Raw genomic sequence first — 13,865 nt, forward strand, 5'->3', positions numbered from 1 at the left:
ATTGCCACGCTCAACTCACATGCGAAGCAACGTTATCCATGGTCACCGCCCCGTGCAAGGCGCAGTTTAATCCGTTTGCCAACAGCTTGGCCATGTTACCGATGAAAGAATCCACTTCTTTTGGGGTGACGATCAGATTTTGCCCGAGCGGTGACAACACCTCGTGAATCAGTTGCCGCTTGTCTTCGGGATCAAGCGATCCAAACATCCCCATCATGCGCGTCTGCGTTTCCGGCGGTACTTGGTAGTTTTGCAAGTCCCGCACACTCGGCCGGTTATGCGGGTCTAGCGGATTGCCGCGCACCCCGTGCATTTCCCGTCCTAAATGGGACAACACATAATCGATCGTGTCATGGGCGATGGTTACTGCATCAACTACTGTAGGAACTCCTACTGTCATTATTTTGCCGGTATGAATCTGTACCAGCATGAGCAAATGCCGCAGCCGTTTCTCGCGCGCAACTCACCGCCTCAAAAAACTTAACCACATCAAAGTGAATCGCTACCTCAATCGTCTCCTCGCGGACCGTAACATAATCAACAATGCTTCCCAACATTTGTCTTTTTTCCTCCGTGGTGGCTTGGTCAAATAGCGCTCCCCAATCCAACAACAGATCTTGCAACTTGAGCACATCAATCTCTGAAAGCCCATTGGCATCTTTCAGTGCCTTCATCTCTTCATACAGCCTTTGCGCGCTTTCCAACTCTTTTACAGCTTTCTCATACAACTCCTTAAGCTGGGCTTCAGAAAAAGGGGATTCCTCACCCATCAAAATCTTCAACAGATGGTTATTGGCGTTTTCTTTTGCCCTTTGCCATTGCTCCATGTCTTGCTTCGACTGTGCTAGCTTCTCTTCAATCTCCTTGGAGGCGTTTAAAGTCTGTTTTTGAATCTCCACCAACACATTGGAGTTTACCATTTCCTTCAGATATTCTTTTACTTTCTCAATCACCGCAGACTCGATCTTCTCCGCCCTGTGTGAACCTTTCTTTGCTCCGCATGCCTGAACCCCTGCTTTAAGCCTTTTCAGGCACCTGTAAATGCCATACAATTCGCCTCTTTTGGTTCTCTTATGGTCAAGCCAGTCCCTCCGGCTGCCATAAGTCATGCTGCTCCCACATTCACAAGTTAACACACCCACGAGCAGGCCTTTGCCCGTTCCTTTTCTGACGGGAGTGTTACCACCAAAATGTGACGCGACATCTACCCGGGCTTTTTTCATTTTCTGAGCTCTCTCCCACACCTCGGCAGGAACAATCTCATACTCTGCCCAGTACCGCTCGGATACAAGCTCTTCTCCTTCTTTGGTGTACTTTTGATAGGAACCAAACTCTCCTTCTACTTTTTTGGTTTTTCCATAGGATAAATACCCCTTGTAAATGGTGTTGCGGAGAATTTTACGAATCCCTTCTGCTTTCCACTCTCTGCCGGTTCTCGTTTTTAACCCTTTTTCGTTTAAAATACCCGCGATTTTTAACATGCCATACCCTTCAGAGGTGTAAAGCCGATATATTTCTTTCACCACTTCCGCCTCTTTGGGATTGATCTGCAACATATTGGACATTTCAGGATGATTGATATATCCATAGGGTGGGTTGCCCCCAGTCCAAAACCCTTCCTTGTGAATCAATTTCATCATGTCAGTAACACGCACTTTGGTGTCCATGGACGCTTTCTTGGCTGACCAAAACTCAATGAAGTTTAAGATCTCATCTGCATCTCCGTTATTGGTAAACTCCCTGTCCTTGTCCACGACCCATATGCGGCAATGCCGCAGAAACCGGATAGCATGGTTCAAACTTTCGGTAGATCGTCTGCCGATTCGGTCCAGCTTATACACCAACAAAATGTCATACAAGCCCTTTTTGGCATCCTCAAACGCCCGATTTAAACCCGTTCTCTTGCTGACATGCGTGTGAAACCCAGAAACACCCGCCTCCACATACTCCAGCCCTGTAAATATCCAATCCGGCTTATTCGCGATATATTCCATGCATTTCTCTTTTTGCAGGGGCAGATCATTCTCATCTGAAATGGGTCTGGCGGACATTTTCCCTGCCCTGGAAGCTGCTTTCTTTTTCCCCTGGCTTGTTTGCTTGTTCGTACTCGCCCTCATAAACAAAGCAACTCGTAGCTTTTCCCCCATTCTGTCTATCTCCTTTTCTATCCTACTGTCATATTATTGCTGGTATTATACATCGATTGAGAACACGGGCGCAAACAAAGAAAAAAGGAGAGATTTAATCTTCTCCCCTTTCCAGCTGATTTTTCGCCTTCTGGCTGTAATACCTGGAAGCGACCTGGATAAAAACTTTTTGGAAATCATCCACCCTGCGCTCAATCTCAGCAGATGACAACTTGTTCTTTGCATGGACTATTCTAATGTTGTAATCAGTCATGGTCATGTCAGCCCTTTCCACTTCTGATCAACATTATTTCCTATCCAGACGGTAGCCATTCCATAGGGCTGATAGACATGTGAAGCAAAGCTGAAAACGGATTTGAAGCTACTGGCCTATTTATCAACACTCTAGTAAAATCTAATGGATTATTATAATTACTCACTGGAGGCAAATAAAATGAAAAATGTATGTTTCTGCGATGAGACCTTTCACATTCTTGTTGAAGCGGAAGTGTCTGCTGATCCGCTTTGGTGTAACACATGTAAAGCAAACTTAGATCTTGATGAACTACCCATATCAGAAGAGGTAAAAGCAGAATTACATGAATGGAATACTACGTTTGATAACCATCTTGCCTCCCATCATTACAATGGGATCACACCATCTTTTGCGGAATCGTTAAACGCAGATGGGGAAAAATTAGCCAAAAAATTAAGCGAGGAACTAGCAAATACATATAAAATCGAATATCACCCTTACAAATTGATCATTGAAGAGAAATAGACGGCTTCCCAAAGCCGATTAATTCCCTAAATGTTTTGTCAAAAATATAATCCACCATATCCACTCTATTTCAAAGGGCACAATCCATCTGATTGTGCCCTTTTGTACATGACATCCACATTATAAGATTTGTAAGGGGTTCATTAAGCCTGACTGATTTTCAGCACTTATGTTGATGATTGTACAATTGCTTAATCAATCTTTCCGCTGTAGTATCACAATTCATTTTGGTTATATCTTCAATTAAAAAAATGGACTCTCCATCATTTGATCCATTTGACGAAATGCGAGCAATCGTAACCTCTTCCGTATTGATCTCTTTAACAAATCCAGTGATGTCATCTTGGCTCTCAGTTTCATCAATGCAAATGGTTACGATTAAATTTCTTGCTTGAGCAATGGTGAGAGATTCTACAAATAGATTAGATTGTTCCGTTACGGCACCGTTTAAGAAATCCTCATGCCTCTGCTTTTGAAGCGTGTACAGTAGTCTCAGCCTTTGTTCATACTCTCCATGAACATCTACTCTGAAGACATCTTCGATTTCTTATGATATAACCATCATTTGTGCCCTCAGGAGTTACATGTTTCATAACAAACTGCTCATCGGAGATCGCATCTATAAATCCAGCAGAGAAATTTCCCGGCTGATTCCGATCGGAATAAACAGAAACAATCATCCCTTTATAAAGCGAACGCTTTAAAGCTTCAAGTATACGGCTTTCTCCCATTTGTCTCATCCCCTTGTTTAGTGTTAATAAACGAATGAATGATTTTTTTCAATCTAGATACACCTACTATTTCGCAAATAATAACCATGGAACTTAACAAAATTCCTCCCACAAATAAAAATAAATAAAGCATAGCAATAGCATAACGATGTTCGGAGATCGTTTTCATCATGTCCATAAACATATCAACTAACATCGATGTAAAAATCGGAATCTCTAAACAAAGCTGCATGAAATCGGGCTTAAGCCCTTGATCACCTTTATTTACGTCTATAGGGAATATCCCGCTCTTCATTCCCCTTCCTATAATGAAAAGGAATATACTCAAAGAGCATATCCCTTTTTGCATGAGCATCAATATGAAATAGGCATATATTTATACTCCAAAACACTAAGCACACAGTCGAATATAAAAAAACCTAAAAACAACTTTTTGTTCCGCGATAAATAATCCTTTTTATTCTGTGCAAATAAAAATTTAACCAGAAACGGTACCCATGGAACCACCCAAACAAACCCTACTTGTAATAACGACTTTAGCTCATCATGAACATAATCCGTTAAAATAAATAATAATCCTGCTACTAGCACACATCCTATTGCACTTACATTTACTTCTATTTTTTCTTTTCTACTCAATTTCTTTTTCTCCCTTAGTTGTTGACTCCAAATAGTAGTTACTCTGTAGTTAAAAATACGAAAATAATTATATAATTAAAACATAAAGGATAATCTACAAACCTTCTATAGATCGTCCCTTTTAGTTTAACGTTTACCTTCCACTTATGTTCAATCCAAACAATATTTATCCCATTAATCAAGCATAAAAGTAACGCATATTCGATACTATTAAAATATATACACAACAAAACAAATGACATGAAAATATAATTAATAAAAAAGAAACAGAATTACCTTTCGATAGTTATCATTAAACTTCTATTTCAGTTCATTGATCATCGTCTTAAATCCCCTTTGTTTAATAAGGTGGCAAGTACTGTACCATACCACCTTATTAAAAAGGAGTTCAATTTAACTTTGACGCCCGATTGAGCTGCACAATCATGGGATGTTCAACAAGACACCCATTACACATTTTTCATCCTTGGTCTTCAAATAACTGCGTATATTTCTTTCTCAGTCTTTGATATCTTCGTTTAGATAAAGAATGTTTCATACAATATTGATAAACCTCATTTGCTTTGTCATTCATACCTTTTTCCAAATATGCTATTATGATTTTGATAAATTGATCTTTCACCTTTATCCCTTCCGCTTGAATCAAAATAGGATAGGCTTTATCAAAATAAACGATGGCCTGATCTATTTCCCCCGTATCATAATAAAGCCTTCCTATATTGTAATTTAATACTGCTCGTTCCAACTCATTTAAATCTCGTTTCAATCCCACCTGCAATGTTTGAATGGCTAATTTCTTATTTCGCAGAAGAAACTCATAATTATGGGATCGTTCTAAGATATCATTGAAGGTACGGATTTTTTTGAAAAAACATTGATAAATAAGCCAAGTAATTACTAAAACACCGATAAATAAACGGATCCAGCCCAATGATATAACCTCCATTTGAAAAGAGCTAGAAAAAGATTTATTTCTAGCTCTTTATTATTAACTTACAATATTACCAACGGTTAATTCGATTATGAAGATACCGCTCTACTCGTGTTAAACCTTTATCAATCGATCTACCTACATGAGTACGATCAAACCAGCCCTCGTAATTAAATAGCTTGTTTCCTGCAGAAGCTATTCTACTGGCAGTACCTATTACATTTCCAAGCAAATATCCTCCGAGTGCTCCACGAAGAAATGATTTGAAAGATCTTCGCAAAATATATTTTTCAAACAGATGAAATTCAGACCTTAACTTTCTATATGTCTTAAACCCTGCACCAAATCCTCCTAAAAATAAGAATGCAATGTTTGTAAGGGTATTTTGTCTCATATCACTAAATAGTGCAGAAACAACTCGATGTAATAACTTTTTTAATGATCTTTTAAAAGACCATCGTCCAGTAGGATCTATGCTATTTACAGGATTATTTTCTGCATACGTATACTTATTCAGACTCAGTGGTTCTTTTTCAAATCCCTCAAATGTATCCCTCGTCAAAAATCTTCCCGTCTCTGGATTATAGTACCTGCTTTGCAAGTAATACAATCCCGTTTCCTTATCATACCGATAACCGGCATAGGTATAGGGATTTTCAACCGTACCCGTTTGGTTGACGAGGTTTCCAAATGCATCATAGGTATAAGTGTTTACAACAGCACCTGTTTGATCCGTGAGTGCTACCACATCCCCATGCCCGTTCAACTGATAGAAATACGTCTTTCCACCACGAAACATGCTAACAGGTTCATTTTCTGAACCATAGGTGTAGCTCGCTACAACCGCTCCACTTTGATCTGTTTCATACGCCACATTGTTGTTTTGATCATAATGGAACGTAATGGTACCCGATGCCGTCGTCATCGTCTTCCGCATGCCATCCGCACGATAGGTGAACGAAGCGATCGTATTTCCTGCGCTGTCTTTAACAGTGGTCAATCGGTTATCCACGTCATAGACGTACGTCTTGTTGCCATCACTTAGCAGGTTGCCGTTGGTGTCGTAGGTGTAGGTCGTACCGTTGACGGAAGTAAGCTGATCTGCATCATCATAAGTATAAGTGGTTGTCGTCACCGTTCCGCTTGGAGACGTTACCTTTTTGGTTAGACGATTACCCACAGCATCATAGGTGTATTCATAAGTCGTGCCATCGGGACGGGTTTCTTTGGTCAATTGATCAAGTTCATCGTACACATACGAGGTCGTGCCCGCTTTGGATGTGACTGATGTAATATTGCCTTTATTATTGTAAGTATAGACAAAGCTGTCAATCTGGTTTCCGTTTTTGTCAAAAATGTCGCGTGCTATCAAATCTCCCGCGCCATTATACCGGTTGAAGGTCATGTTGCCGTCAGCCGTTTTACGGCGAGCAACTTGGTCTTGCTCGTTGTAGTTGAACCATGCTTGGTTGGTACCATTGGATGTGATTTTGGTTAGTTGATTGTTCCCATTATACCCATAGTCTTGTGTAATCACTGTAGATCCAGCGGTCAGCTTTTGTTGGGTTACGTTTCCATTGGCGTCATAGGTATAATCCGTTTGATTGCCATTTGGCTCTTTCACTTGTTTCAGGCGGTTGTCAGCATCATAGGCATATTCAGTCGATTTGCCGCTAACTACATCGGTTTCCTTGGTGAGGTTATTGTTGGCATCATAGTTAAAAGTGTATGTTTGCGTACCATTGTAGGAAATAACGTCTTGTCGGTTAACACTGTCGTAGCCATACGAAACACTGTTACCGTTCGGGTATGTGATCTTGGTTTGGTTTCCATTCAGATCGTAGTCATACGTTGTCGTTTTGTTATTAGCGTCGGTAACACTTTTTATTTGATTTAATTCGTTGTAAGTATAGGTTGTTTCTTTGTTTTTGGCGTTGATGACCTTGGTTTTGTTGCCCGCCGCATCGTATTGGTATTCGGTGGTGTGATTTTTCGCATCGGTCACCTTAGTCAGGCGATCCAGCGCATCGTAAGTGAACTTCGTCGTGTCCAATCCAACCTTTTCACTGGTCGTGTTGCCAACCGTATCATAACTGCGTTGTGTGACCCGTTGCTCAGGATCGGTAGTTGACGTTTCATAGTTGTTGTTGCTGTCATAGCCATGGTAGGTGGTAATGGCATCTGGTACCACTTTGGCGGTATCAAACCAAGCTGTTCCCGTTTGATTGCTGTACTCATAGTACACCCTGATTCGATCGAAGGATTTGGTCGTTTTTATCTCACTGGCAATATGTTGCCAATCGTGAGACTTTGAGCGATCAAAGTTAAATGTAAACTTCTCCACTACATCAGTTCCCACACTGGAATCATAGGTATTGATAATGTATCCGTAAATGCCATTTGGGTTCGGATTTTCCGTTTTGGAAAAGCCAGATACAGTTAAGATCGAACCCGCTCCACCCTTTAAGTTGACATCTTGGTACACCGTTTTGTATTTTGCTGAATCCCCAACCAATTTGACTGAACGTACACCACTATATGTTTCTGTGGCATCTAGGCCGTCCCCTGCCGCTGTGTCTCCTTGCAAATACCAACGATCTGGAATTTTGTCGCCAGCGGGATCGATATCTCGTTCAAAGTCGCTGTTTTCCAATACGTTATATGCTCCGTAATGCCCTTCTTCGATTTGCAAGCCATCAAACCAATACGTTCCTCCATATTGGCCATTGATTCCGCTGATATACCCGCGTATTTGCAACTGGTCATATCCTGTCAATGTTCCCGGATCGAGAGACAAGTGGATGCGGGTCGCTTCTTGCGTGCCTGTAATGCCAGCACCGGCGATGGCTGTGGACGCTCCAGTTTTGGAGTTGAACGCAAACGCATAGATGCTACCTCGTCCCTGTGCGCCACTCGTTTTTACATATCCGCTCAGTACATAGGTTTTATTGGGATCGTAAGCAACTTTATCACTGGCAATGGCCGTAGCCCCAGAGACATTGGAAATTTTGATGCTTTTATTCCCCAAGGTGATGCCATCTGTTGTAAGGCCTGTACTATCCCAAGAGATATTAACGGATCCACTCGGCACTTTGCTCCAATTGTCCGGCCAATTGTCACTGTTGCGATCCAGCTCAAAACTCCCATTGATAGCCAAGTTATTGCCAGGGCTCATCGCCGATGTTTCCGACAAGACGTTGCCATAGGCATTGTATTTGGTCGCAGTTGATTTTTCGACTGGATCAGTAGAGGCCGTCAAATTGTTTTTATCATCATATTCGTTGGTTGTGGTGTTGCCGTTGGCATCTGTTTCCGTCACCGGATTGTTCTTGCTGTCATAAGTGGTGCTACTCGTGTTGTTGAGTGGCGTACTGGTGCTAGTCAGATTTCCTTTCTCATCATACGTATAATTGTAAGTACCCGTGCTGTCAGTTGCGTTGGCGTTGCCGTCTTTGTGGCTGATCAATTGGTTTTTGTCGTCATAATCAAACGTGTTCTTAATATTGAAACCAGTCGGATCTTGCGTTGTTTGGATCACATTTCCATACGTGTTATGGGTATAAATCGTTTTCGTTCCTTTTGGATCAATGACGGTGGTGGTGTTATTGACTGCATCATAACTAAATGTTGTTTTCGCCGTTTGTTTCGCACCATTTACTGTGATGGGATAAGATACAGTATTCACCCGGTCACTGTCCGTGTCATAACTGATTGTTTTCGTATGGTTGTTTGGATCAGTAATCGATGTAAGGTTGTGGTTATCGTCATAGCCATATGCCTCTGTTGACACCACCGAACCTGTTGCATCCTTGTGTGTGATGCCAGTCAAATTGCCGTTCGCGTCATAGGTGTACTCCACTGAGCGGTTCGCTGGATCAGTCACTTTGCTGACTCGGTTGTTGGTATCATAAGCCAGTGTGATTTGTCTACCTGACGCATCAGTAATGGACGTGGGCAGGTTATCGGTATAAGCGATCGTTGTCGTGTTATTGTTGCTATCAAAAATCGAGACCAACTTTTTGGCTGAGTTGAAATTGTATTTTGTCTGATCCGATGTTATCAGGGTAAAGGTACCGTTACTGTTTTTCACTAATTCCAAGTTGACTCCATCAGGCGCTTTATACGTACCCGTTGATACTCCGCCCGATCCATATTCCGGTATAAACGTATGTGTGGTGCCATCGGCATCAGTATAAGCAACAGGACCATCGGAATCCATGGATAGACTTTGTTCTAGATTGGAAATCCAACCATAGCCAAAAATACCACTTTTGTTTGAACGGCTGTTATAAGCTCGTTCCACTGACAAACTTGGACCGCGGCCACTGATACTGACATCCGTATCTTGCAAATAATAGTTACCGTTATAAGTATTCACATTAGAGGCAGCCGTCGTCCAGAAACTTTCTACACCTATCGGATCAATGGTATAAGTAATGGTCAGCTTGGGCTTTTGCGAGTTGTTTGGATCAGGGTCGAGATAGTCACTGGAACGAAATCCTTTTCGGTTATTGCTTTCCGAATTCAGGCGTAACATCACACCATAGTTGGAGCTGGTGCCTGCATACCATTGTTTTGTTAGTGAAGTGATATCAAAATCATAAGCTCCCACAGCTCCAACCGATTTCGTGGAGATAGGTGTTGTACCAGATGACGGTTGGTTGCTTCCCTTGATATCAGTTGAGTTCCAATCCGAGTTGACTTGATAAACATTGACTTGCTCTGCATGAGTGGTTGCGTATTGATGCAATGTAAGCGTCGCTGAAGAAATATTAGCCCCACTCAATAATGGAGATAATGCGAACTTGAGATACGAACGATATTCTCCCGTACCATAAGTCGGATCAGTATAGGTTCCTGTGAGCAAATAAGAAGAAGTGCCAAAGTTAACATTTTTACCATTAGTGGAATTTGTGACTGTGGCATCGTATGTCTTAAGTGCACCTTGCACCGAAACAGATGGATCGATCACTACTGGATATGCCCGCTTTTCATCCTTTAACCAAGCGGTATCCACTTTCAAATCTATAAATGTTTGGTTTTTCTCCTCACGCAATTCATATCTGGCACCAAAGGATTGCTCATCATTGGCATCCACCATAAAAGGTCGAGGGATGGCAAACACCGTGTTACCCTTGTTGTCCAAAAATGAAAGAGAACCGTCTTTCTCTTGTTTGACATCCACATTTTTCGTTTTTAAAGATAATGTATAAGTAGACTGTCCAGTATATTTTTGCAACACCCAGGCTTCTTTAAAACCTGTATTGGTGACATAATAGCTCAGATCCGTATATGGATAAACCGAGGGATATGTCACTTTGTTCTTATCTTTTTTCGCAGCTACATTGGCACCATCAACCAACCCGAAATCGATGTGGGCTTGTCCCAATTGCAAACGAACGACTTTCTTGCCCCGGCTACGTGGAGCAAACCCCACTTGAAATTGGTTTCCTCCATTTGTGAGGGAAAGTTCAGCATCATCTACAGCGTCCGCTTTTTTTAATTTGACTTCTTTTATCTCTTTTATCTCGTTATCGATTTCTACCCATTTATCACCCTTTTTATAATGAATAGGTTCCAAATATTCTTCCAAAGTATATGTCTTTTTGTCTGGAGATATATAAGTTTTGGAAGTGGCAGTCCGCATGTGTTCCAATTCAACTGGCTTGGGTGCGGGAGCAGCCAATACATCAAATGTTGCTTGTGGCCAGAGAGTGAAGATCAATGTCAATGCAATGGTAATCGATACAATGCTACGAATTCGCGCGTATCGTTCAGCATAAAAAAATTGCAAACATATCCCTTCTTTCTTCACATGCTAGTTGTTTCGTGACACAAAATAGTCACAACTACAATATATAATTTAATAAGTTATAAATAATAAATCAATTATTTTTATCTATCTTTTAATTTATTTTTTTTATAAACAGATTATATATTTTATCCTATTTTAAGCAATTTATACTCTATTATGTAAAAGTACCATCAAAACGATTTGAAAAAATAAAGCCCGGCACCTCCTTGCCAGGCCCATAATCAATAAAAGACTTATCAGTTTTAAGTTTTTCATCTTGATATAATGCATTTATATGATGTCAAAGTAAACTGTCACTAGTTTTTAAAATCCCTCTGACTGAACAACTCAACCAACTTTTATTAACACCTGTTTTTTGATGGGAACAGGAAACGTCCTAGCAATCCTTTTGAATAAATGGATCGTTTCCATACCAGCAATATTATAACTGTCGGAACTCCAATCGCAATCACCGGTACACCCAGTGTTTCTTTGGTGAGTGCTTTGCGCTTGTTGCCCACCCCTGAGCCAGGATGAATACCGGTGTCAGCTACTTGGATGGTGGTGTTCACGCGGCTGAGCGCTCTTGACGCCAATGAATCAAAGGCGATGACGAAGTCCGGTTTCGTCTTTTCCACCACGCCGCGCACGATCTCGCTCGTCTCGATCCCCGTGATGCCCAGCACGCCCGGCGAGAGTGCGCTGATCGGCCGATACCCTTCAGCGACAGATTCTGGCGCCAGCTCAAACAGGTGGCGGGTGACGAGGGTGTGTTTGACCACAAGCGGCCCGAGGGCATCAGCCGTGACATTCCAGTTGCCGAGGCCGACGATCAGGCCGGAGTCGTCAAGGCCAATGCCAACTTCATCCAAAAAACGGCTGAATTGCTGGGCAAAGTGTTCACTTACGCGTTTTTCCAGCATGGAATCTCTGCTTCTTAGTGCCGGCACTTCCAACGTCAGATAAGTGCCAGGCACTTTGCCGATCGCTTCACTGCCCGCTTGGTCATCGATCCAGATCCAGCTGGTGGTGATGCCTTCTTCGGTGTTCTCTTCAATCCGTACGCCGGGGATGTCGCTTGTGCCCCCCCGCTCATCTACCGCCATCTGATGCGCTTCCCGTGCAAGGTCTGTGCGGATGGAGTAGCCAGACAAATCGATTTGGTGTTCAGTGCGCTCTGCGTTCATGAATGAATCTTCCTCCCCGTTGCATCCATGGGTGGATGCCACCTTTGTTCGGGACACCTCCCCGACAATCCGCTAATAGTTTGCTTTTTGTTGATTTATTTATTCCTCTGGCTTGTGTTATTGCTTTTTGCCATAGCTCATGCTAGAATATTGCATGTTGCATAAATGGGATGCGGAGATCAGAATCCCACAGGAGGTGAATGTATTGGCTAACATTAAGTCCGCAATCAAACGCGCTAAAACCAACGAAATTCGCCGTCAGCGCAACGCTTCCCAAAAGTCTGCTATGCGTACGGCTGTGAAAAAGTTCTTGGTTGCCGTTGAACAACAAGACAACGAAAAAGCAACCGTTCTGTACAAAGAGGCTGCTCGCACTTTGGACAAAGCCGTAACCAAAGGCCTGATCCATAAGAACGCTGCGGCTCGCAAAAAATCCCGCCTCGTAAAAAAACTGCAAGCATTGCAAGCGTAATGCAGCTTATGAACGACCCGCTTTGTTGGGTCGCTTTTATTTAAAAAGATCTCGCCCCAGGTTTTGGGACGAGATCTTTTCATTTAGATTATGCCCATGGCGTCTTTGATGCGTTTCAATGTTTCATCAGCCACCGCCGCCGCCTTCTCCCGGCCTTGTTTTAGCACTTGCTCCACTTCGCCAGAATTGCGGATTTCATGGAAACGCGACTGGATCGGCGCGAGATGATCGATCGTCACTTCAATCAGATCCTTCTTAAACTGACCATACCCCAATCCTTCATACTGTTTCTCTAATTCTTTGATCGACTTGCCTGACAGGCTACTGTAAATGTTGAGCAAGTTGCTGATACCTGGCTTCGCAACCGGATCGAAGCGGATGACATTCTCTGAATCGGTTACGGCGCGCTTCAGCTTTTTCTCAATCTTCTTCGGTTCATCCAGCAGTGTGATATAGTTGAACTCACTATCGGCGCTTTTGCTCATCTTTTTGGTCGGATTGTCCAGCCCCATAATCCGGGCACCCACTTCGCCGATGTACGGTTCGGGCAACGTGAAAATCTCCGCGTAATCACGGTTGAAACGCTCAGCAATTTCGCGCGTTAATTCCAAGTGTTGTTTTTGGTCTTCACCGACCGGCACCCGCTTGGGGTTGTAAAGCAAAATGTCAGCCGCCATCAGAACGGGATAGGTGTAAAGTCCAGCCAAAACGGATTCGGACCCTTTGCCCTTCTCTTTAAATTGCACCATCCGATTCAGTTCGCCGACGCGGGCAACGCATTGCAACAACCAAGCCGCTTCTGCATGGGCTGGAACCTGAGATTGGACAAATATGGTGGACTTGGCCGGATCAAGCCCGGTCGCCAGATAAATAGCCACCAAATCAATGGTTCTTTGCTTCAGCAATTCGGGGTCTTGCGGAATGGTGAGGGCGTGCATATTCACCACACAGAAATAACAGTCGGCCTCCTCCTGCATTTGGACAAACCGTTGCATCGCCCCGATATAGTTCCCCAGGGTCACGGCGCCAGTCGGTTGGATGCCTGATAATACGCGTTCCATCTTGACACACTCCTTTTGAGAAAATAAAAAAGCCCGCCCCCGTAAGGGACGAGCTTGAACTCGCGGTACCACCCTTATTTGCCCGAAAAACATATACTTCGGGCACACCTCATTCATTCATAACGGAATAACCCGGATTTCCT

General features: G+C 42.8%; 8 protein-coding genes, 2 pseudogenes and 1 other annotated feature (1 of these 11 only partly in view). Of the genes and pseudogenes, 2 read left to right on the forward strand and 8 right to left on the reverse strand.

From position 1 onward, the window contains the following. Nucleotides 1–10 precede the first annotated feature (10 nt). A pseudogene (locus tag NYR52_RS12050) lies at nt 11–403 on the reverse strand (GPR endopeptidase); the annotation flags it as partial. Then, nucleotides 372–2,147: a recombinase family protein gene (locus tag NYR52_RS12055; protein ID WP_259435714.1), complete on the reverse strand. Its 1,776-nt coding sequence runs from the start codon at nt 2,145–2,147 to the stop codon at nt 372–374. The gene NYR52_RS12055 and the pseudogene NYR52_RS12050, both read right to left, overlap by 32 nt. Before the next feature lie 433 nt (nt 2,148–2,580). On the opposite strand from NYR52_RS12055, the gene NYR52_RS12060 reads away from it, so the two are divergent. Continuing rightward, on the forward strand, nt 2,581–2,907 hold the full coding sequence (locus NYR52_RS12060; protein WP_259435715.1) for an immunity protein CdiI family protein: 327 nt from the start codon (nt 2,581–2,583) through the stop codon (nt 2,905–2,907). A 708-nt stretch (nt 2,908–3,615) separates the two neighbouring features. On the opposite strand, the gene NYR52_RS12065 is transcribed toward NYR52_RS12060, so the two are convergent. The 5 genes and pseudogenes from NYR52_RS12065 to gpr all read right to left on the reverse strand — a co-directional run. Continuing rightward, nucleotides 3,616–3,933 (reverse strand): hypothetical protein, encoded by a 318-nt coding sequence (locus NYR52_RS12065; protein ID WP_146130565.1) that lies wholly within the window; start codon nt 3,931–3,933, stop codon nt 3,616–3,618. Between the two features lie 59 nt (nt 3,934–3,992). Further along, nucleotides 3,993–4,277, reverse strand: a complete 285-nt coding sequence (locus NYR52_RS12070) for a hypothetical protein (RefSeq protein ID WP_259435716.1) — start codon at nt 4,275–4,277, stop codon at nt 3,993–3,995. Nucleotides 4,278–4,737: 460 nt separating this feature from the next. After that, entirely contained in the window at nt 4,738–5,208 is a 471-nt protein-coding gene (locus NYR52_RS12075) for a tol-pal system YbgF family protein (protein ID WP_102992999.1), read from the reverse strand. Between the two features lie 70 nt (nt 5,209–5,278). Beyond that, on the reverse strand, nt 5,279–11,002 hold the full coding sequence (locus NYR52_RS12080; protein WP_259435717.1) for a DNRLRE domain-containing protein: 5,724 nt from the start codon (nt 11,000–11,002) through the stop codon (nt 5,279–5,281). 443 nt (nt 11,003–11,445) lie between these two features. Continuing rightward, nucleotides 11,446–12,189, reverse strand: a pseudogene (gene gpr, locus NYR52_RS12085) (GPR endopeptidase); the annotation flags it as partial. A 205-nt stretch (nt 12,190–12,394) separates the two neighbouring features. On the opposite strand from gpr, the gene rpsT reads away from it, so the two are divergent. Next, complete coding sequence (rpsT, locus tag NYR52_RS12090) at nt 12,395–12,661, forward strand: 30S ribosomal protein S20 (protein ID WP_022736683.1); 267 nt, start codon at nt 12,395–12,397, stop codon at nt 12,659–12,661. A gap of 83 nt (nt 12,662–12,744) precedes the next feature. Here the strand turns inward: rpsT and trpS are convergent, their stop codons facing one another. Then, on the reverse strand, nt 12,745–13,722 hold the full coding sequence (gene trpS, locus NYR52_RS12095) for a tryptophan--tRNA ligase (protein WP_259435718.1): 978 nt from the start codon (nt 13,720–13,722) through the stop codon (nt 12,745–12,747). A gap of 41 nt (nt 13,723–13,763) precedes the next feature. Continuing rightward, nucleotides 13,764–13,865, reverse strand: a binding site (T-box leader) (it continues 143 nt past the right edge of the window).

The sequence above is a fragment of the Laceyella sacchari genome (assembly GCF_024927925.1).
Lineage (GTDB): Bacteria > Bacillota > Bacilli > Thermoactinomycetales > Thermoactinomycetaceae > Laceyella > Laceyella sacchari.

What these genes read in the sequence shown, in the direction of transcription:
- NYR52_RS12060 (WP_259435715.1), top strand. Translation starts at nt 2,581, where the DNA reads ATGAAAAATGTATGTTTCTGCGATGAGACCTTTCACATTCTTGTTGAA.
- trpS (WP_259435718.1), bottom strand. Translation starts at nt 13,722, where the DNA reads ATGGAACGCGTATTATCAGGCATCCAACCGACTGGCGCCGTGACCCTG.
- NYR52_RS12065 (WP_146130565.1), bottom strand. Translation starts at nt 3,933, where the DNA reads ATGAAGAGCGGGATATTCCCTATAGACGTAAATAAAGGTGATCAAGGG.
- NYR52_RS12055 (WP_259435714.1), bottom strand. Translation starts at nt 2,147, where the DNA reads ATGGGGGAAAAGCTACGAGTTGCTTTGTTTATGAGGGCGAGTACGAAC.